Source organism: Limnobacter thiooxidans (assembly GCF_036323495.1).
GTDB lineage: Bacteria > Pseudomonadota > Gammaproteobacteria > Burkholderiales > Burkholderiaceae_B > Limnobacter > Limnobacter thiooxidans.
Map to the genome: position 1 here is coordinate 1,014,242 of NZ_AP028947.1, position 20,056 is coordinate 1,034,297.

The 20,056-nt window shown below is 53.9% G+C and carries 18 protein-coding genes; 6 read left to right on the forward strand and 12 right to left on the reverse strand.

Features of this window, described 5'->3' with window-relative positions; all coding sequences use genetic code 11:
• Window positions 1-118: 118 nt before the first annotated feature.
• From RGQ30_RS04625 to RGQ30_RS04635, 3 genes are all read left to right on the forward strand, one after another.
• Window positions 119-1,546 (forward strand): 3-oxoacyl-ACP reductase, encoded by a 1,428-nt coding sequence (locus RGQ30_RS04625; RefSeq protein WP_130558108.1) that lies wholly within the window; start codon window positions 119-121, stop codon window positions 1,544-1,546.
• Window positions 1,547-1,614: 68 nt separating this feature from the next.
• A complete protein-coding gene (locus RGQ30_RS04630; protein WP_130558107.1) occupies window positions 1,615-2,895 on the forward strand; it encodes an acetyl-CoA C-acetyltransferase in 1,281 nt (426 codons plus the stop codon).
• 4 nt (window positions 2,896-2,899) lie between these two features.
• On the forward strand, window positions 2,900-3,790 hold the full coding sequence (locus tag RGQ30_RS04635) for a MaoC family dehydratase (RefSeq protein WP_130558106.1): 891 nt from the start codon (window positions 2,900-2,902) through the stop codon (window positions 3,788-3,790).
• A 617-nt stretch (window positions 3,791-4,407) separates the two neighbouring features.
• Here the strand turns inward: RGQ30_RS04635 and RGQ30_RS04640 are convergent.
• From RGQ30_RS04640 to RGQ30_RS04650, 3 genes are all read right to left on the reverse strand, one after another.
• On the reverse strand, window positions 4,408-4,779 hold the full coding sequence (locus RGQ30_RS04640) for a DUF779 domain-containing protein (RefSeq protein WP_130558105.1): 372 nt from the start codon (window positions 4,777-4,779) through the stop codon (window positions 4,408-4,410).
• A gap of 331 nt (window positions 4,780-5,110) precedes the next feature.
• Entirely contained in the window at window positions 5,111-6,631 is a 1,521-nt protein-coding gene (adh, locus tag RGQ30_RS04645; RefSeq protein ID WP_130558104.1) for an aldehyde dehydrogenase, read from the reverse strand.
• A gap of 235 nt (window positions 6,632-6,866) precedes the next feature.
• Window positions 6,867-7,943: a substrate-binding domain-containing protein gene (locus RGQ30_RS04650; RefSeq protein WP_298215609.1), complete on the reverse strand. Its 1,077-nt coding sequence runs from the start codon at window positions 7,941-7,943 to the stop codon at window positions 6,867-6,869.
• Between the two features lie 65 nt (window positions 7,944-8,008).
• Between RGQ30_RS04650 and RGQ30_RS04655 the strand changes: the two genes are divergently transcribed.
• The 3 genes from RGQ30_RS04655 (at window position 8,009) to RGQ30_RS04665 (ending at window position 11,914) form a co-directional block, all read left to right on the forward strand.
• A complete protein-coding gene (locus RGQ30_RS04655; RefSeq protein ID WP_338284809.1) occupies window positions 8,009-8,872 on the forward strand; it encodes a quinoprotein dehydrogenase-associated SoxYZ-like carrier in 864 nt (287 codons plus the stop codon).
• Window positions 8,869-9,879 (forward strand): quinoprotein relay system zinc metallohydrolase 1, encoded by a 1,011-nt coding sequence (locus RGQ30_RS04660; protein ID WP_130558102.1) that lies wholly within the window; start codon window positions 8,869-8,871, stop codon window positions 9,877-9,879. The genes RGQ30_RS04655 and RGQ30_RS04660 overlap by 4 nt, the downstream gene beginning before the upstream one ends.
• A 289-nt stretch (window positions 9,880-10,168) precedes the next feature.
• A complete protein-coding gene (locus tag RGQ30_RS04665) occupies window positions 10,169-11,914 on the forward strand; it encodes a PQQ-dependent methanol/ethanol family dehydrogenase (RefSeq protein ID WP_130558101.1) in 1,746 nt (581 codons plus the stop codon).
• Between the two features lie 274 nt (window positions 11,915-12,188).
• Here RGQ30_RS04665 and RGQ30_RS04670 read toward each other — a convergent pair whose 3' ends face one another.
• From RGQ30_RS04670 to RGQ30_RS04710, 9 genes are all read right to left on the reverse strand, one after another.
• Window positions 12,189-13,472, reverse strand: a complete 1,284-nt coding sequence (locus RGQ30_RS04670; RefSeq protein ID WP_130558100.1) for an OmpP1/FadL family transporter — start codon at window positions 13,470-13,472, stop codon at window positions 12,189-12,191.
• A gap of 129 nt (window positions 13,473-13,601) precedes the next feature.
• Window positions 13,602-14,417 carry an ABC transporter permease gene (locus RGQ30_RS04675; RefSeq protein ID WP_130558099.1) on the reverse strand — a complete coding sequence of 272 codons (816 nt, stop codon included), beginning with the start codon at window positions 14,415-14,417 and terminating at the stop codon, window positions 13,602-13,604.
• Window positions 14,411-15,205 (reverse strand): ABC transporter ATP-binding protein, encoded by a 795-nt coding sequence (locus RGQ30_RS04680; RefSeq protein WP_338284810.1) that lies wholly within the window; start codon window positions 15,203-15,205, stop codon window positions 14,411-14,413. Before RGQ30_RS04680 ends, RGQ30_RS04675 begins: the two co-directional genes overlap by 7 nt.
• Window positions 15,202-16,398 (reverse strand): pyrroloquinoline quinone biosynthesis protein PqqE, encoded by a 1,197-nt coding sequence (gene pqqE / locus RGQ30_RS04685; RefSeq protein ID WP_130558097.1) that lies wholly within the window; start codon window positions 16,396-16,398, stop codon window positions 15,202-15,204. Before pqqE ends, RGQ30_RS04680 begins: the two co-directional genes overlap by 4 nt.
• Window positions 16,395-16,676, reverse strand: coding sequence for a pyrroloquinoline quinone biosynthesis peptide chaperone PqqD (gene pqqD / locus RGQ30_RS04690; RefSeq protein ID WP_130558096.1), 282 nt, complete (start codon window positions 16,674-16,676; stop codon window positions 16,395-16,397). Before pqqD ends, pqqE begins: the two co-directional genes overlap by 4 nt.
• A complete protein-coding gene (gene pqqC, locus RGQ30_RS04695; RefSeq protein WP_130558095.1) occupies window positions 16,673-17,398 on the reverse strand; it encodes a pyrroloquinoline-quinone synthase PqqC in 726 nt (241 codons plus the stop codon). Before pqqC ends, pqqD begins: the two co-directional genes overlap by 4 nt.
• Window positions 17,395-18,327, reverse strand: coding sequence for a pyrroloquinoline quinone biosynthesis protein PqqB (gene pqqB / locus RGQ30_RS04700; protein WP_130558094.1), 933 nt, complete (start codon window positions 18,325-18,327; stop codon window positions 17,395-17,397). The genes pqqC and pqqB overlap by 4 nt, the downstream gene beginning before the upstream one ends.
• Before the next feature lie 71 nt (window positions 18,328-18,398).
• Window positions 18,399-18,473: a pyrroloquinoline quinone precursor peptide PqqA gene (pqqA, locus tag RGQ30_RS04705; protein ID WP_083797182.1), complete on the reverse strand. Its 75-nt coding sequence runs from the start codon at window positions 18,471-18,473 to the stop codon at window positions 18,399-18,401.
• 262 nt (window positions 18,474-18,735) lie between these two features.
• Window positions 18,736-19,923 carry a porin gene (locus RGQ30_RS04710; protein ID WP_130558093.1) on the reverse strand — a complete coding sequence of 396 codons (1,188 nt, stop codon included), beginning with the start codon at window positions 19,921-19,923 and terminating at the stop codon, window positions 18,736-18,738.
• Window positions 19,924-20,056: the final 133 nt, after the last annotated feature.

Genomic DNA, 20,056 nt, shown 5'->3' on the forward strand with positions numbered 1-20,056 from the left:
CTACGATTTTCAGCCAAAGTTTCTATACACTCCAAAGTTACGCAACAGTAACATTGTCTTGCTGGGCTATGCTTAGCCCTCAAAAAAGACATTTCCCCCTATAAGAAGGACGAGACTCATGGCCGACAAAATTCTTGAATTTGTCCATACCTCTACAGGTAAACAAATTGCTGCAGCACTGGGCTTGCCCGTGCCCCCTCTGTTGAAGCGCGCCAAGGCCGGTTACGCCGAGAAGTCCTTGGCCAAGGCCAATGCACTGGTGGGCGCCAGCGCCTTTGGTCCAGTGGCCACGGCGGTGGTGAAGGGCCTGGACGCCATGGGTGCGTCGATCAAGGTGTCTGCTGATTTGGCCGGATTGGACGGTATCAAGCAGGCTGCGGCCAAAGCCAAGGTGGATGTGACGATTTCCCAGGCCGACAATGGCGTGCCTGAAAACGTGTACGTACTGGACGTAACAGCGGCTGTCAATGTGGCCGATCTGCGTTTGTTGTACGACTTTTTCAACCCGCGCCTGCGCAAGGTGCCATCAAACAGCCGCATCGTGGTGATTGGTCGCCCGCGTGGTGATTCAAAAGATGCGCTGGCTGAAACAGCGCAGTCCTCCTTGCCCGGCTTCATTCGCAGCTTGGCGAAGGAAAGTGGCAAGAATGGCACAACCGCCAACTTGATTCAGGTAAAAACCGGCGCGGAAAACGGGATTGAAGGCGCCTTGCGCTTTTTCCTGAGCCCGCATTCAGCGTTTGTAACAGGCCAGGTGTTGCCAGTGGTTGGCGCACCCAAGGGTGTGAAGGTTGCTGCGTTTTCAGAAAAGCCATTGACTGGCAAGCTGGCTGTTGTAACCGGTGCTGCACGCGGCATTGGAGCAGCGATCGCTGAGGTATTGGCCCGTGAAGGCGCAACAGTGATTGGTGTTGACCGCCCGGCAGATGAAAGCGTGTTGGGTACCACTATGAGCAGCATTGGCGGCATCGCTTGCCCGCTGGACATTACCGATGCAGACGCTGGCAACAAGCTGGCCGCTGTGGCAGCGGAGAAAGGCGGCAAGATCGACATCATCGTTCACAACGCCGGTATTACCCGCGACAAGATGATGCGCAACATGGCGGCCCACCTGTGGGACATGGTACTTGATGTAAACCTGGGCGCGATTGTTCGTTGCAACGACCAGTTGCTGGCAGGCGATGCGTTTGGTTCGAATGCGCGCATTGTGTGCATTTCATCGATCGGTGGCATTGCAGGCAATGCAGGTCAAACCAACTACGCTGCGACCAAGAGCGCCGTGATTGGCTATGTAGATGCCATGGCCAAGCAGTTGGAAGGCAAGGGTATTTCAATCAACGCCATTGCACCGGGCTTCATCGAAACACAAATGACTGCCGCAATTCCCGTAGTGACTCGCGAAGTGGCGCGTCGTTTGTCCAGCCTGTCACAAGGTGGTCTGCCAGTGGACATTGCTGAAGCAGTGACATTCATGGCGAGCCCATTGGCTGCTGGTGTGAACGGTGCCACCTTGCGTGTGTGCGGACAAAACCTGGTGGGCGCGTAATTCATTCATTCATTCATTCATTCAATGAATACGGCGCTTTAAACTAAAAAAATTATTTGGAGAAACTTATGAAACACGGTCGTCGCGTTGCCATTATTGGCGGTTCACGCATTCCATTTGCACGTTCAAACACAGCCTACATCGGCAAGTCCAACCAGGACATGCTGACTGCAGCATTCCGCGGTGTGGTGGACAAGTTCCAGTTGCACGGTGAAGAACTGGGTGACGTTGTTGCGGGTGCGGTGGTCAAGCACAGTCGCGATTTTTCCCTGTGCCGTGAATCTGTTTTGGGTTCAGGCTTGAGCCCCATGACACCCGCCTTTGACATTCAACAGGCTTGCGGTACCGGCCTGGAAGCCGCAATTGTTGTGGCCAACAAGATTGCCTTAGGCCAAATTGAAGTGGGCATGGCGGGCGGTGTAGACACCACAACCGACGCACCGATCGCAGTGAGCGAAGGCCTGCGCAAGATTTTGCTGGAAGCCAACCGCGCTCGTGACACCAAGGGCAAGCTGGCTGCCTTGCTGAAAATTCGCCCCAAGCACTTGGCACCCCTGCCACCCGCGAATGCCGAGCCACGCACAAAAATGAGCATGGGCGCGCACTGTGAAGTGATGGCTCAAACCTGGGGCATTACACGCGAAGCGCAAGATGAGCTGGCTGTAAGCAGCCACCTGAAAGCAGCCAAGGCCTACGAAGAAGGCTTCTTCGATGACCTGGTTGTTCCATTCAATGGTTTGACACGTGACAACAACTTGCGTGCAGATTCATCCGTTGAGCGCCTGCAAGGCCTGAAGCCTGCGTTTGATCGCAAGAGCGGCAAGGGCACGATGACAGCGGGTAACTCCACACCGTTGACAGATGGTGCGTCGGCTGTTTTGCTGGCCTCTGAAGACTGGGCCAAGGCCCGTGGCATCAAGCCCTTGGCTTACCTGACATTCAGCGAAACCATTGGTGTTGATTTTGTTTCCGGCAAGGAAGGTCTGTTGATGGCGCCTGCTTACGCCGTGCCACGCATGTTGAAAAAAGCTGGCTTGAAGCTGCAGGATTTCGACTTCCTTGAAATTCACGAAGCGTTCGCTGCACAGGTTCTGTGTACATTGAAAGCATGGGAAGACCCCAAGTTCTGCAAGGAAAAACTGGGTCTGGATGCACCACTGGGTTCAATTGACCGCAGCAAGCTGAATGTGAAAGGCGGCTCACTGGCCGTTGGACACCCCTTCGCAGCCACAGGCGGCCGCATTATCGGCACACTGGCCAAACTGCTGAACGAAAAAGGCAGTGGCAAGGGCTTGATCTCCATTTGTGCAGCCGGTGGTATCGGTGTAACTGCAATTATCGAGAAGTGAAATCATGAGCGTGAATGACACCCTGAAAGCAGCCGCGAAGTTTTATGAGCTGCCTGAGTTTCCAAATGGCAAGGCGCTGCTGCTGAAGGCTGCCACCACGTCCAACAAAAAGCCAAAACCCGATACCCAGGCCGCACGCCTGGGTGCGCGTGTGAAGAAAGTATTTATTGACCGTGAGTGGGTACGTCAGTACAACCTGGTTTGCGGGTTCAAGGAAGATGTAATTGCCTTGACCGCAGCGCAGGTCGTGGCGTCACCCCTGCACATGTTTTTGTTGAGTCGCCCAGAGCACCCGATGCCGATGTTGGGCATGGTTCACTTGCACAACTCAATTGAGAGCATCAAGCCACTTGAATACGGCGTGCCGTACGACGTGGTGGTGACTGTGGGTGAAACCCGCGGCATACCGCAAGGTCTGGAATTTGATTTGCACACCGAGTTTTTCGTGGGTGATGAGGTTCACTGGAAAAGCACAATGAGCATTTTGTGCCGTGTGAAGGGCATGCCAAAGCCAGCTTCAAAGCCAGCGCCTGCTGAAGCTTTGAGCGCGGTTGGTGCGCAGTACACTGCGGTGAAAGTGCCTGAAAATCAGGGTCGCAAATACGCCAAAGTGTCCAATGACTACAACCCGATTCACCTGTACGCACAAACTGCAAAACTGTTTGGTTTCAAACAGGCGATTGTGCATGGCATGTGGACTGCAGCGAAAACCTTGAGCATCGTTGAAGCTGGTTTGGGTGCGCCTGCACGCAAGTTTGACCTGTCGTTCAAGCAGCCGGTGTTTTTGCCTTCCGGTATTTCGGTGAAGCACGTGACTGCCGAGGGTGCTTCTGCATTTGAGGTACTGGCTGAGCGTGATTCGAAAGTGCTGATGGTTGGAAGCATTGCGGCGTAAGTTGGATTGAGTTTCGTTATTTGAAGAACCGCTGGTTGCGACCGGCGGTTTTTTTTCGTCGGGCTCTTTTCGTATTTGCAGAAAGTCACCTGTCCTGCCTTGATCAAGGCGTGTATCCCTTCTTGATTCTGGCTTGGGGCATGCGACACGCAAGGGCGTGTTCGCATCGATTGCTGGCGCAATCGCCCCGCGCTGCGAACCAAGCCGGGCGCGTTGATCTGAATCGGCAGAACAATTCGACCATTCTGCAAATCCTCCAAGCCAACTTGCTCCAGAGATTGAACAGTGACTTGCTGGCCGCGTATCCCGCAAGCCGCTCTCATAGAGTCACAGGCGCTGGCCTTTCAGTTTGCAAAGGCAGCATTGCTCTCGCACCGCCATTCAAGAAAGCCTGCCCGTTTTGAATTCACACGCCACGTGCGGCGGCAAGCCGACACCGGGTTCGGCCATCTTTTTTGCCGAACCATGGTGAGTCAGGGCGAATTCAAAAAAGGGAAATGCAGGCTTTCGGCGGAAGAGGGTATGCGCCTGAGAAAACGAAGAACGAGCATGCGCCTTTGCAAATGAACGAAGGACATGCGCCTTAGCAAGCAGTACATGTAGCGCAACTTGCCGAATCAGTCGACCGCTTCTACTGGTGGAAGTGCTGCAAATTCTTCGTCGGAATACAGGCGGGATCGCGTCAGAAATCTTAGGCCGCTGGGCCTTTCAAGGCTGAACATGCCACCATTGCCTTTCACCACATCAATGGTGAGGTGGGTGTGCTCCCAATAGGCGAATTGGGATTTGCTCATGTAAAAAGACACGCCGCCAATTTCACCCAGTTTGACATCAGAGCCACCCAAGGGAAAATCGCTGCGTGGAAACATCATGGGGGCGCTGCCGTCGCAACAGCCGCCGCTTTGGTGAAAAATTACGTCACCATGTTGCGCTTTGAGCGATGCAATCAGCTCCAGTGCGTCGTGCGTTGCGCTGACTCGGGTGTTCATGGGTTTCTCCGGATTGGTTTGACTGGTTGCAAATGAAATGCAGAGTTGCAGTGCTTTGGTTTTGCAGTGATGCTGAGGTTGCGCAGTCGGTGGACTGTGTCCGCCCCTTCAAGAAAGCCTGCCCGTTTGATGTCATTCGCAGCGTTCAGCCGAAGGCTGGCACCTTTGTTCGGCCTTGTTTTTTGCCGAACAAGGTGAGCCAGAATGACAATCAAAAAGGGACTACAGGCTTTCGGGGCGGCACGGTTCATGACGCGTAACCGATTGCAACATGGACAGCGCTACACAACCAGCAACGCTGCCAAACTTGCAATCGTTTTCGAATCACCAATCAGAAGAAGCCCATTGCATTGGGGTTGTAGCTCACCAACAGGTTCTTCGTCTGCTGATAATGGTGCAACATCATCTTGTGGTTTTCACGGCCAATACCTGACTGCTTGTAGCCACCGAATGCGGCATGAGCAGGATACAGGTGGTAGCAGTTGGTCCACACACGGCCAGCCTGAATGGCGCGACCCATGCGGAATGCGCGGGCGCCATCACGGCTCCACACACCTGCGCCCAGGCCGTACAAGGTGTCGTTGGCAATTTGCAGGGCTTCAGCTTCGTCCTTGAATGTGGTTACAGACAACACTGGGCCAAAAATTTCTTCCTGGAAAATGCGCATCTTGTTGTGGCCTTTGAACACGGTGGGCTTGACATAAAAGCCGCCTGCCAAATCGCCACCTTGCTTGTTCTGCTCGCCACCGATCAGGCACTTCGCACCTTCTTGTTTGCCCAGGTCGATGTAGCTCATGATCTTTTCCAGTTGTTCGGAAGAAGCCTGTGCACCGATCATTGTGGTTTCGTCCAGCGGGTTGCCCTGCTTGATCTTGCCCACGCGGTCAATTGCACGCTCAATGAACGCGTCGTAAATGTCTTCCTGGATCAATGCACGTGAAGGGCATGTGCACACTTCACCCTGGTTCAGCGCGAACATCGCAAAACCTTCGAGGGTCTTGTCGAAGAATGCGTCGTCGGCATCCATGATGTCGGAGAAGAAAATGTTGGGGGACTTTCCGCCCAGTTCCAGGGTCACTGGAATCAGGTTTTGTGCGGCGTAGCTCATGATCAGGCGACCAGTCGATGTTTCGCCGGTGAACGCAATTTTCGCGATGCGTGAGTTGCTCGCCAGTGGCTTGCCGGCTTCCAGGCCAAAACCGTTCACGATGTTCAACACGCCGGGTGGTAGCAGGTCAGCGATCAGGTCCATGACAACCAGCAAGGAAGCTGGAGTTTGTTCAGCGGGCTTCAGAACCACGCAGTTGCCGGCGGCCAATGCGGGCGCCAGTTTCCAGGCGGCCATCAGGATCGGGAAGTTCCAGGGAATGATCTGACCGACAACACCTAGTGGCTCGTTGAAGTGGTAAGCGTAGGTTTGGTGGTCAATTTCACAGATGCTGCCTTCTTCGCCGCGAATGCAGGCAGCGAAGTAGCGGAAGTGGTCAATGGCCAATGGAATGTCGGCAGCCATGGTTTCGCGCAGTGGCTTGCCGTTGTCCAGCGTTTCAGCCACGGCGATCAGGCGCAGGTTTTCTTCCATGCGGTCCGCGATTTTGTTCAGGATTGTTGCGCGTTCTGTGGGTGAGCGCTTGCCCCAGGCGTCTTTGGCGGCGTGGGCGGCGTCTAGCGCCAGTTCAATGTCTTCAGCCTGTGAACGTGCCACTTGGCAAAGTACCTGGCCGGTTACAGGTGTGATGTTGTCGAAATACTGACCATTTCTTGGGGCGACCCATTTGCCGCCGATGAAGTTGTCATATTTCGCTTTGAATGGAAAAGCAACGCCCAGTTTTAGCTCGTCAACCATGTTCATGTCCCTAACTCCTTTGTTATGTTGATGTAGGTGAGGAGTCAAGCGCAACGGGCATGCCAGTGGCAATTCAGGGCAGTTTTCGGCATTCTCTTTCAGTCACTGTGCGTGCAAGTCACAGAAATAGGAAATAGTGCGCCGAAATTTGACTCTGGTGGAACACTGGGACAGTCTTTTATTGTGTAAACATTTGCATAATATTGTTGCGTTGCAAAAATTTGACACACTGCCTGGCGCGTCAGGTCGATTGAATTTCGTGGAGAAATGTTTCGAGTAACTGGGTTCGCCCCAAATTCACAGCGCTGTAACCTGCGGCACTTCCCACCTGGCTTTGCACCTCTTCGCTTTTCAACCACGGCAACAGGATATCCATGGCGGGGTATTGAAGATCACTGTTGTGCAACACCAGGAAATAGCGTTCTTTGGAAACCGTGCGGAAATGCAGGTCATAGTGGTCTGCTGCTGCACGAATACCCAGGCCCAAGTCGCCATGACCAGCGGCAATGGTACAAGCCACAGCCAAATGGGAGTTTTCCTCGTGGTAGTAGCCGGGCAGGTTTTCCGGGTTCAGGCACGCTTTGGTGATCAGCGCGTTGAGTTGATGGTGGGTCGACGAGGCGGAATTTCGATTGACCAGCAAGGCACGCCGCATCGAGACATCTTCCAGCGTGGGTGGCGTGGCAGCCGGTCGGCTAATCCAGCCGATTTCACGCTCAAACAATTCAACCACCGACAAATTGGCACCCCGCAGCCAACGCCTCATGATTTGATGCACGTGCGAATGTTCTTCAAGGCCTATGGGCAAGTGGCAACCCGCCACCCGAACTTCGCCGCGGTGCAATGCCGAAAGCGCGGCAATACTGCCTGACCAGCGCAAAGACAACTGCAGCTTTTTGTACAAGGCCGTGTTTTGAAACAGGTTTTGAAGCACCAGGTCATCGCTCAAGGCCAGGCTGATCCAAGGTTTGTTCTGGTCGATGTCCAGCCATTCCGCATTCAGCTGTTCGCCGACTGTTCCCAGGTCAGGCGCTACACGCACATTGCCTTGCTCGACCATCCAGATCAACTTGTGCCCGAACCGGGTCAGGCAGGCGCCGGCGCGGCCGTGGGTGGCCACCAGGTCTTCGCCCAGTATCTGGTTGTATTGCTGAATTTGAGCCCACAGAGTACGGTAGGAAACGCCGAGTGCCTTGCACGCCAGCGAGATGGATCCCTCGGAGTCTATGGTTTTGAGGGTTTGCATCAGGCGCTGGTCCAGTTCAATGAACTGACCGTCTTCCCGTTTCCAGCGTGCGGATAATTTTAAGTTGAGCATTTGCGAATATAGGCACATCGATTGCTTGCATTCTGACAGATTAAAAAAAGCAGGAGACAAATGTCATGAAGTTCAGCAGTAGAAATTACCTCGATCGGGAAACAAGGGCGCTTGAGCTGTTCACCAGACTGATCGCCGGGGCCTGCATCGTTGCGGGCAGCGTACTGGCTGTACCTGCAACAGCAGCCACAGCAGAATTGGGCGCAGTGCAAGGTGACCTGACTGGTGGCGACCCTTTGGGCTCCATGCAATGGCCCGACATGAAGGGGCAGTTTTTTGATACCAATGCCAAAACAGTATTCGATTCCAGAATCAAGGTGACAGTGCCCCTGTTTGCTGAGGACGCGATGAATGTGCCGGTTTCCTTTGATGCTTCAGCGGTGGGCAAGGTCAAAAAAATTGTGGTGTTGGTGGACCGAAACCCGATTCGAAAGGTACTTGAGTTCATTCCCGAGAAAGCAAAGCCGGCATTGAATTTCCGCTTCAAGCTGGAGCAGGCAAGCCCGATACGAATTGCTGCATTGGGTGAAGACAATGTGTGGCACGTGGGTTATGCCTTCATTGAAGCAGCCGGTGGCGGTTGCACGGTGCCAGGCGCTACGCGGGCTGACGGCAGTTGGCCCCAAACCCTGAACAAGGTGGCCGGCAAAATGTTTGACGCCAACCAGTTGCGCAACGACGCCCGTTTGCGGGTGCAGGTTTCGCACCCGATGGACACCGGATTGGTGGCGGGAGTGCCCGCTTTCTACATTGAGGAAATGGTGTTGCAAGACAAAAACCGGCAGGTGCTGGCCCGGCTTTATCCTTTCGAGCCTGTGTCGGAAAACCCGCTGTTCTCCTTCGACTTCGACAAAAAACCGCTAGGGCCTGTCAGCCTTGTTGGGCGTGACAACAATGGCAACCGAATTGATGCAAAGGTTACGCAATGAATTTTCATTCAATACCCAAGCCTGCAAAGACAGGTTTCAACGCGCTCGCCGGTTTGTTGGTGTGCGGCTTTTTGAGCGCAGGCCCCGCCTGGGCTGAGCTGCCCAATGTGGCCAAACCCTCAGCCGACAAGGCCACGCTGAACTATGGCTTGAAGGCCACCGAACTGGCGGGTGGATGGTATGTCATCGCCGGTGCCAATGACGATTTTTCGCAGGCCAATGGCTGCAACATCATCAACACCGGTTTTTATATTGATGATGCGGGCGTGTTTGTCATCAATACTGGCACTTCGCGAATTTATGGCGAGCAACAACGTGCCTTGATCGATTCAATCAGCAAGGGCAAGCCCATTCAGCAAGTTGTCGCATTGAATTTGCACCCGGATTATTTTTTGGGCAATCAGGCCTACCCCAAGGAAGCATTGGCTGCGACCAAAGTGACCATTCAGGGCATCAAGGCCGAAGCAGCGCTGTATGAAACCAATTTGTACCGCCTGTGCGGCGACTGGATGAAGGCCACTGAAAGTGTGTTTCCAAGTCAAACGATTGTGCCGGAGAAGCTCAACAAGTTGGGTGGCAAGGCGATTGAAGCCATTGAGCTGAAAGGGCACACCGATTCAGACCTGGTGTTGTTCGACCCCGACAGCAAGGTGATGTGGGCAGGTGGCCTTGTGTTTTACAAACGAATTGTGACCACCCCGCATGCGCGATTGAAGCCCTGGATTGAAAGCCTCAAAAAGCTGCAGGCCATGAAACCGAAAGTCGTGGTGCCCAGCCACGGGCCAGTAAGCTGGGGCACTGAAGCCATCGACCAGACACTGGATTACCTGACCTGGCTGGACACGCGTTTGACCCAGGCTGCCCAGATGGGAGAAGAAATGAATGAGGTCATGAAGCAAGGCGCGCCTGAACGCTTCAGGAGCTTTGCAGCCTACCCGGCCGAGTTCTATCGAAACGTCACCAATTTGTATCCAGTTTACGAGAAGGGCGCATTGGGCGGATTCTAAACAATCTGGGTGTATCAGGTGTTCCAAAAAGGGACAGCTTGTGTGTTGCTGAGCAATTGTGCTGTTGCAGTGACACAAGCTTGTCTCTTTTTTTACATCTTGCAGCAGCGGCATCCCACCCAAAAGAGTCGTTTTTTCAAGCCACTGATTTTATTGAATAAAAAAATTATTTAGATGAAAGATTCTACTTGGCATGAAGCTTGCGCTAGGTTTCTTCGGGTAGCCCCGACTCTGCAAATGAGGGGCGAGAACCTCACAAAGTAACGGATGAAGAGAGGAGAAACTAAAAATGCGCAAAACTCTGCTTAGCGCGATGGTAGCAACCGCACTGGCGATTCCAGCAGTGGCTTCTGCCACTGTGACAGACGCAATGATTCAAGGCGATGCCAAATCCACAGGCGACATTCTTTCCTGGGGTATGGGTACCGAGGGTCAGCGTTACAGCCCATTGAAAGACATCAACGTAGCCAACGTGGGCAAGCTGGTTCCAGCCTGGTCATTCTCGTTCGGCGGTGAAAAGCAGCGCGGTCAGGAAAGCCAGCCTGTAATTCACAACGGCAAGATGTTCGTGACTGGTTCCTATTCACGCATTTACGCACTGGATGCCTCTACAGGTGAAAAACTGTGGAAGTATGAGCACCGTCTGCCAGAAGGCATCATGCCTTGCTGCGACGTGGTGAACCGTGGTGCCGCACTGTATGACAACCTGGTGATCTTCTCGACACTGGATGCCCAGTTGATCGCTCTGGATCAGAACACGGGCAAGGTGGTCTGGAAAGACAAGATTGACGACTACGCAGCTGGCTACTCCAATACTGCTGCTCCAATCATCGCCAAAGGCTTGGTGTTGACTGGAGTATCTGGCGGTGAATTCGGTGTGGTAGGTCGTGTTGAAGCGCGCAACGCCAAGACTGGTGAACTGGTTTGGATTCGTCCAACCGTTGAAGGTCACATGGGTTACAAGTTCGACAAAGACGGCAAGAAAATTGAAAACGGTATTTCCGGTACCACCAATGCGACCTGGAAAGGCGACTTGTGGAAAACCGGTGGTGCAGCAACCTGGCTGGGCGGTACCTACGACAACAAAACAGGCTTGGCCTACTTCGGTACTGGCAACCCAGCGCCCTGGAATAGCCACCTGCGCCCTGGCGACAACCTGTACTCCACATCCACCGTGGCTGTGAACATTGACACAGGCAAGATCGAGTGGCACTACCAGTCCACGCCCAACGACGGCTGGGACTATGACGGTGTGAACGAGTTCGTGACCTTTGACATGAACGGCAAGCGTGTGGGTGCAAAAGCCGACCGCAACGGCTTCATGTACGTGAACGACGCCAAGACCGGCAAACTGGAAAACGCCTTCCCATTCGTGAAGAAAATCACATGGGCCAAGGGCATCGACATGAAGACAGGCCGTCCGATTTTCGATCCAGCCAACCGCCCCGGCGACCCCACAGCCAAGGATGGCAAGAAGGGTGAAGTGGTCTTCTCTGCACCTTCATTCCTGGGTGGCAAGAACCAGCAGCCAATGGCTTACAGCCCTGACACAGGTCTGTTCTATGTTCCTGCCAACGAATGGGGCATGGAAATCTGGAACGAGCCAATCACCTACAAGAAAGGTGCGGCTTACCTGGGTGCCGGTTTCACCATCAAGACATTGCCTGGCTTTGACTACATCGGCGCATTGCGTGCGATGAACCCCAAGACCGGCAAGATCGAGTGGGAAATCACGAACAACGCGCCTCTGTGGGGCGGTGTTCTGACCACAGGCGGTAACCTCGTGTTCTGGGGTACTCCAGAAGGTTTCCTGAAGGCTGCTGATGCCAAGACCGGTAAAGAAGTCTGGAAATTCCAGACCGGTTCAGGCGTGGTTGCACCTCCCGTGACTTGGAAAGGCAAAGATGGTCAGCAGTACGTGGCTGTTGTGTCTGGTTGGGGTGGCGCAGTTCCCCTGTGGGGCGGAGACGTAGCCAGCAAGGTGAACTACCTTGAACAAGGTGGTTCCGTCTGGGTATTCAAGCTGATGAAGTAATCGGTTTGTGCAGTACATCAAACTGCCCCGTGTGGGGTGGTTTGATGCGTAGTGAAGTAGTAGAGCGTAATAGTAATGTTGTGATTTTCACCCCCAAGTTTTCTGCCTGCTCCGCAGGGAACTTATGGACGCAGACGATGTGATCAAACAGCTCCTTGGGACCTTTTTCTGGCACAGATTTCAGTCGGAGAAAGTTGTAGCGGTTTGATAGTCTCCTAACCGAATGCGTCTTTTCAGCCCGGCCATGAGCCGGGCATTTTTTCGTCAACAGTAGTTAGAACTTGTAAGCAACCTGACCCGACAGGACAATTGCATCGCCTTCTACAGTTCCAAGAACACGGCTTTGTGTGCCGCCTGCGCCTTCGGTGCTGTCAATTTTTGCCTTGTCGGGCATGACGTACTGAAAGGCCACATCGAATGTGGTGGCTTTGTCGAATTTGTACTGTGAACCCAGGGCCAGTGTGATCCGGTTCTCGTCTGGCAGGCGCACCTTGCGTCGTTCATCGGGCACGGGCGTGATGTCGTAGGCCACACCGGCTTTCAGATTGATCGTGTCGCTGTATTTGTAGATGCCGCCCACAGCAAAGCGCCAGCTGTTTTTCCACTCGTAGTCCTGAACAGGAATTGGAACGCCTGCAGCCGGCCCCACTGCATTGACGCGTTGGAAATTCAGCTGTTGAATGGTGCTCCATTCGGTCCAGGTTGCATCAGTCAGTACCTGCCATCTTGAATCGAGCGCAGTAACGGAAGAAAGAGCCAGTGAAGCGGGAAGACGGATTTTTGCGGCAAGGTCGCTGTTCAGCACGCCAGCGCCGGCAAAGGTCACATTGCCTTTCAGGTCGTGTTCAATGGCCGAGCGGTAGGCAACACCCACGCGTGTGGCCGGCGTAATTTGGCCCATGGCACCTAGGTTGAATCCGTATCCCCATCCATCGCCTGCAATCGTGGTCAGTGATTCCACACCGGCGCCCAGCACGCTGGAGGCACTCAGTTTTGCATCGAGTTTTTCTGCAGAAACACCTGCACCGACCGACCACTGATCATTGATTTGATAGGAAGCTGAAGGGTTGATGTTCAGTGTCTTGATGTCGGAGGTAATGCCTTGAAAGCGGCCAATCCAGTCTTGCTGGTAATCGGTTTTGAGTCCGAAGGGCGTGGCCACAGACAAGCCAAAGTTGATCTTGTCGTTGAACGGCACGACCAGGTGGAAGTTGGGGATGTAGCCTTCCGCGCCGAAGTCGCCAACATTGCGGCCAGGGTTTCCGGCCATGGCAGGCGGGGTGGTGGAGCCTTCATTGTGGAACTCGGCATTCAAGTCAACGTAATGGCCACCCAGTACAACCTGACGCTCTTTCAAGCGGGCCATGCTGGCCGGGTTGAACCAGGCCGCGCTGGCATCTTCAGCGATGGCGGCTTTGCCTGCATAAGCCACACCAGCGCCGCTGGCATTTTGCTCCAGCAGTGCAAAACCTGCTGCATGTGAAATGGAGCCAATTCCCAGACCGAGTGTAGCGACTGCAATGTGAAGTGGGCTAAATTTAAATGGAATGTATTTCATGTTGTCCTCAAGGGCGCCAGGGTGGATTGTGATTTTTTGGCGGAGGACTATTGTAAGTAAAATTACATAAATGTGTAGAGATATTGCTGTAAGAGTAATCTGCGATAAGAAACGGGAATTGCCCGCTATTCAGGTGTTCAACGGCACCGCTGCACCGCTTTGAGAGAACTTCCAGGTTGCTACTACGAGCATGGCCAAGGTTGAAACAATCAATACTGTGGAGCTGAGAATCAGGCTGAATTCTGCGTGGCTTGTGAAGGCATGCCGCAGCATGTCCACACAATAGGAAAAGGGGTTGAGCAATGAAACCCACCTGGCCAGGGCTGGCATGGGGTCAATTGGGTACAGTGCGCCGCTGAAAAAGAACACCGGAAAAATCACGAAGTTCATCATGACGGCAAAACCGTCAATCGATTTTGCAAACGTGCCACACAGCACGCCCAGTGCCGCACAACTGAGCGCTGCCAATACTGCAGCCGGCAACAGCACATGTAATTGTGGCCACACCGTGCGCCCAACCCAGGGCAGTGCCTGCTGCAAATCAACGCCCAACGGGGTCAGTACCGCGTAAAGCCCCTCCAGGCCGAGCAACAATGCGACCAGCAAAGCCATTTGCACCAATGCACCCAAGGCAGCCCCCAGTGTTTTAGCGATCAGGATATGCCGGGTTTTTACTGGTGCTGTAACCAGCAGGCGCATGGTCCCGGCGTCTTTGTCCAGTGCGATGCTCAAGCCGCCCACCATGCCGCCGAACAGCAGGGTCATGCCAATGATGCCGGGCAGCAGGCGTGCGGTGTAATCAATCCCGGCAAGTGCCTGCATGCCGCCACCAATAATCCACAACCACAGCACCGGGCGCACCATGGCAGCTGCCAGGCGATCGCGCTGTTTCAGCAGCTTTTGACTTTCCCGGGCAATGACAGCCCGATAAAATTGAATCAGCATGGTTGTTCTGTCTCAGCCTTCATTTTCCAGACAAACCAGTCTGCCAGTGTCGCTGTGCGTACGCTGGTTACACTTTGATCTGGCAATTCGTCCAGTGCCTGCGCAGGGGTGCCCAGCCAGTTCAATTCGCCTTTATTCAGAAAGCCTACGCGGTCGCAGCTGCTGGCTTCATCCATCAGATGGGTGGCCACAAAAATGGTCAGGCCGTCCAGGGCCTGCAAAGTCTTGAGGGTGTGCCACACGGTGTTTTTGGACGGTACATCCAGCGCAGTGGTGGGCTCGTCAAGTATCAGCACGCCGGGACGGTGGATCAGGGCACGGGCGATGTCAACCAGTCGTTTTTGCCCGCCGGATAAACTGCCCACTGTGCGTTTGAGCCAGCCTTCAATGGGGAATACGGTAAACAGGTGGGCAAGGTTGCTTCGGGTTTGAGCCTTGTCCAGGCCCTGAAGCCCGGCGGCAAAAAACAGGTTTTCTTCGACTGTCATGAAACGATCAAGCGACACCGATTGGAACACGAAGCCGAGGTTTTTACGGGCCAGGTCCGCTGCTTTATGGGTGCTGTGGCCCAATACTGAAAGCTCACCTTGATCGGGTTTGATCAAGCCTGCGATCAGGCTGATCAGCGTGGTTTTGCCGGCTCCGTTGGGGCCCAGCAGGCCAAACATTTCACCCGCATGAAGATCAAGGTTGATGTTGTTCAAAGCCAGCCTGTCCCCCCATGAGAAGCGCACGCCGTGCGCTTGAAGCCGAAGGGGTTGATTTGTTGCCGTGATGTGTGTGTTCAAGTGCCGTTGTTGCTCAAGTGCAAGCTGTTGTGATCGCTGCGATACCATACCACGGGCACTTCGGCTGCCGTTGCCAGCCCTTGTTGTTCGGGCTTTTGAACCTTGAAGTAGTCGTCAGGGTTGTCACGTCGCTGGGCTGCATCAACAAAGGCTACTACTTTTTCGTGGTCAGGCGATTTGTGGCAAACAGGATCTGCGTTGGTGGCATCCCCCGTAATCAGGTAGGCCTGGCAGCGGCAGCCGCCGTAATCCTTGGCTTTGTCCGGGCAGGTGCGGCAGGGGTCTTTCATCCAGGCATCACCCCGGTAGCGAGTAAACCCATCACTTTCGAACCAGATGTGTTCAACGCTGCGGGTTTTGACATTGGGAAATTCAAAGCCGGGTAGCATGCGTGCAGCCTGACAGGGCAGGGCAGTGCCATCGGGGCTGATGCTGAGGAACACATTGCCCCAACCGCTCATGCAGGGTTTCGGGGTTTTTTCAAAGTAATCGGGCACCACGAACAACAGCTTCATGGTGTTGCCCAGTTCTTCACGCCACGCGGCCACCCGTTCTTCTGCGTGTTTCAATTGTTCGTGAGTGGGAATGAGTGCCGCCTTGTTCTGAAAAGCCCAGCCATAATATTGGGTGTTGGCCAGCTCCAGGTATTCGACGCCCAGCTTCACCGCCAATTCAATGATGGAATCGATGTGGTCCAAGTTCAGGCGATGCAGCACCACATTCAGCACCATGGGCCAACCTGCCGCTTTCACGGCCGTTGCAATCTCGAGTTTCTTCTGAAAGGTTTTGGTGTCGCTCAGCGCGTCGTTGGCGGCTTGTGTGGCGTCCTGAAAGCTCACTTGAATGTGATCAAGTCCGGCGGCCTTCAAGGCGTCCAGTCTTGCTGGTTTCAAGCCGATACCCGAGGTAATCAGGTTGGTGTAATACCCCAGTTCATGCCCGTAGGCCACCAGTTCCTCAAGGTCGTCCCGCAGCAGGGGTTCACCGCCGGAAAAGCCCAACTGCACTGCTCCCAAAGCGCGAGCCTGCTTCATGGTTTCTTTCCATTGCTCAGTGGTCAGCTCATCCGTGTTGCGTTTGTAGTCCACCGGGTTGTAGCAGAACACGCAATGCAGCGGGCAACGGTAAGTGAGTTCGGCCAGCAGCCACAAGGGGCCGGCAGGGCGCACGGGGTCGGTGGCGCTTGTCGTCATGCGTCCAGCCAGTTTCGACGGCTTGCTTCTTCAAGCATGCTGCGCACATCAGGCTCAAGTCCCTTGGTGTTGAACTTCGATTCCAGTGCCGCGACAATGTCGTTGACCGTGCGGTTGCCGTCGCACAGCAACAGGATTTCGCTGGCCGACTGGTTCAGTTTCACCATGCCTTCCGGGTACAGCAGCACGTGGGTTTTTTGCGCCTCTTCGTATTGCAAACGAAACAGACGGTTCAGCTTGGGGTGTTCAGGCAATTTGTAGTTTGTGTTTGTATTCATTTTTTGCTCGATTTCACCTTGGCGGGCTTGTCAGGATAGGCCAGCGCAATGGCGTCCGACATGCTCCACAACACATCCAGTTTAAACTGCAGAATGTCGAGTGCGCGTTCCTGTTGGGCACGTGTCTTGAAATGATTCAATGTCACCTCCAGCCCGTGCTCGACATCGCGCTGTGCCAGGCTGATCCTGGATCGAAAATAATTCAGGCCTTCCGGTGCAACCCATTTGTAGTCGGTGGGCCAATTGCTCAAACGCTGCTTGTGAATTTCCGGTGCAAACATTTCAGTCAGCGAGGAACACACGGCCTCCTGCCAAGGGGCACGGCGTGCGAAGTTCAAGTAGGCATCCACTGCAAACCGCACACCGGGCAACACCAGTTCCTGGCCCCACAGTTTGTCTTTGTCAATGCCAACAGCTTCACCCAGTCGGCCCCAGGCCTCAATGCCACCGGCATTGCCTTCCCAGCCATCGTGGTCAAGAATGCGCTGCACCCAACGCCTGCGTGTTTCGCGGTCATCACAGTTGGCCATGACTGCTGCGTCTTTCTGCGGAATACACACCTGGTAGTAAAAACGGTTGGCGACCCACCCACGAAGTTGCTCCCGGCTCAGTTTGCCTTCCCGCATGGCGATGTTGAAGGGGTGGTGAATGTGGTAACGGTCACCCTTGGCCCGCAACCGGGCTTCAAATTCTTTTTTGTTCCAGGGCTTGTTGCTGCTCATGCAAGAATCTCCATGCCGTCATAGGACACTTCGATGCCGTTCTCCGCCAACACGGCAGATTCATCACCGTGCTCGTTCAAAATCGGATTGGTGTTGTTGATGTGGATCAGCACCTTGCGTTGCTTCTCAAATTGACGCAGCTGGCTGATCATGCCCGACCCCCGTTTGCCCGGTTTGTCGGTTTGGGGCAGGTGACCCATGTCAGCTGCCATTTTTTGCGAAAACCCTTGTGTGACCATTTCATCTTCGGTCCAGAACGTGCCGTCCACCATCAACACATCGGCTTGCTGCATGTAGGGCAGAATATCGGGCGTGATTTCGCCCAGGCCGGGTGCATAAAATACTGTCTTGCCGGTGTTCAGGTCTTCAATCAACAGGCCAATATTGTCACCACGGCGCTGGGCATAACGGCTTGGTGAATACGGCGGAGCCTTGCTGACCAGTGGAATGGATTTGATGCGAATGCTGTCCAATGGGCTGATCGAAAAAGGCTCGTCGCATTCGGTACAAAGGGGTGTCCATTTCACGCCGCAATAAAAGCCCAGCGTGGGCACCAGTGGCAGGCCATTGGTGAGGTCTTCCCACACGGCGGGGGTTGTGTACAGGCGCATGGGGTTTTTACCCTCGCGCATCATCAACAGGCCGGTGGTGTGGTCAATTTGGGCGTCCATCAGAATCACGGCGGCAATGCCGCTGTCTCTGGGGCTGCGATTGGGTTGCAGTTCCGGTGTGTTCTTGATTTGGGTCAGAATGTCAGGTGATGCGTTGACCAGAATCCAGTTGGCCGACCCGTCCGAGATGGCGATCGACGATTGCGTGCGCGCGGTATAGCCCGGTTTTTTTGCCCGGACAGCCTGACAATTGCTGCAGTTGCAGTTCCACTGAGGGAACCCTCCGCCTGCTGCGGAACCCAGAACTTTGATTTTCATAATTGCTTTTTTCAGGGGTAAAAAAAACCCCGCCAGCCAAGCGGCTGTTCGGGGTCTTGCAAACCGTCAAATCAACGGTTGGCGATGTACATGGTGATTTCGAAACCGAAACGCATGTCAACGAATGATGGTGTAGTCCACTGCATGATCAATCCTCCTTTGCTTTATTGAAATGCACCAGAACCCGATGGGCTTGGTGAAGAACCTGGCGTTTGCCGCTTTGTTCGTCCTCAAGGGTTAAATAGCAATTACTGTGCCGTGATCGGGTCTTTCGATTGAGGGCGTTTGCGTTAGGGAAAACTGATTGTGGAGATGTTCAAACTGTTCCAGTTTGAAACAGAATGCAAAAAGGCGCGAACCTTTTGAGTTCACGCCTTGGGAAAATCGCTAACGGAGGGTAGTTAACGATTAGAAGAACAGGATTGCGCCTACAGCGATGGTGCTTTCTTCACCTTTTGGTGTGCCTGCTGGAGCGAAGCGGTACTTTTCTTCGCGTGTGATGTATTCACCAGCAAGAGTCAAGCTGGGTGTCAGGCTGTGATACACGCCCAATACCATCTGATTGGTTTGATCCAGCATGATGGCGTTGTCGTTACGAGTCGCATCCAGGTTTGATGAACCATAGTTAACACCAAACTTCGTGTTACCGACTTTGTAGGTTGCCTGTACCAGGTAACCATCAGAATCACGTTCTTGACCCAGAGCGTCAGCACCGCCGAAACCGATCAATGTTGTACCTAAACCTTCGCCGGAGAAATAGTTACCTACCAAGCCAAGATTTCCGAAGTTCAACGCACCACCCACTTCGTAGCCCATGATGTCGCTTTGCTGATTGCCTGCGCCTGGTGCAGTTGCTGCCAAGGTGTCACGTGATTGATTGATCAGTGCGCCCCACAGTTTGCCTGTGTTGCCAAGGCTGTATGTGGCCAAGGCCTGGATGCCTGCAGAATCAGCTTCTCCACGTGGTGTCTTGGGTTGGAAGACACCAGCGGACAAGCTCAGGTTACCCATCGCAGGAGCGGTGTAAGTAATCTGTGGTTGGAATTCAGTGTAGATGTAGCCAGCACCGATTGAACCCAATGTTGTGTTCAATGCGCCGTTGAAACCGGAACCACCACCGACAGCCAGCAAGGACATGTCATTCAAGATGGCGTTCTGACCGAACAGACCAATGTCACGACCAGCCTTGATGGTACCCATGGATTCGTTGCCGAATTGGAGGAATACACGGCGCTGGTCACCGACCAGTTGTCCCGATGTGCCAGTACCGGCACCAGTGAAAGTTGTACCTGGATCAATGGAGATGACTGCTTTCAGATCGTATCCAGCTTGCTTTGTCGAAGCAGAGAAAATCACGAAACCAGGCAATAGACCGTTCTGAATCGATGTGCGATCTTGACCGGTGGCCGTGCCCCCGCATACACCCAACGCGCCAGATGCAGCAGCGCCAGCGTTGTCGCAACTGGTTGTGTTGTAGTAAGCGTTAACAGAACCGGAAATGTCCATTTCCCATTCGCCGGCCTTGAAGCCGATTGCGTGTGCCGATGTCCCCATTGCCGCCAGGATTGAAGCTGCTACTAATTTTTTGCTGATCATAAGATCAACCCTCCAGTTTTTAGTTTTAAAGGTTGTTGCTTGTTTGTTGTCTTCTAAAGCTCGCCAGTGAACCGCAGAGTAAACCTGGCTTGCAAAGAGCTATGGCAAAAGCCGTGCCAATTATTAAGTTATT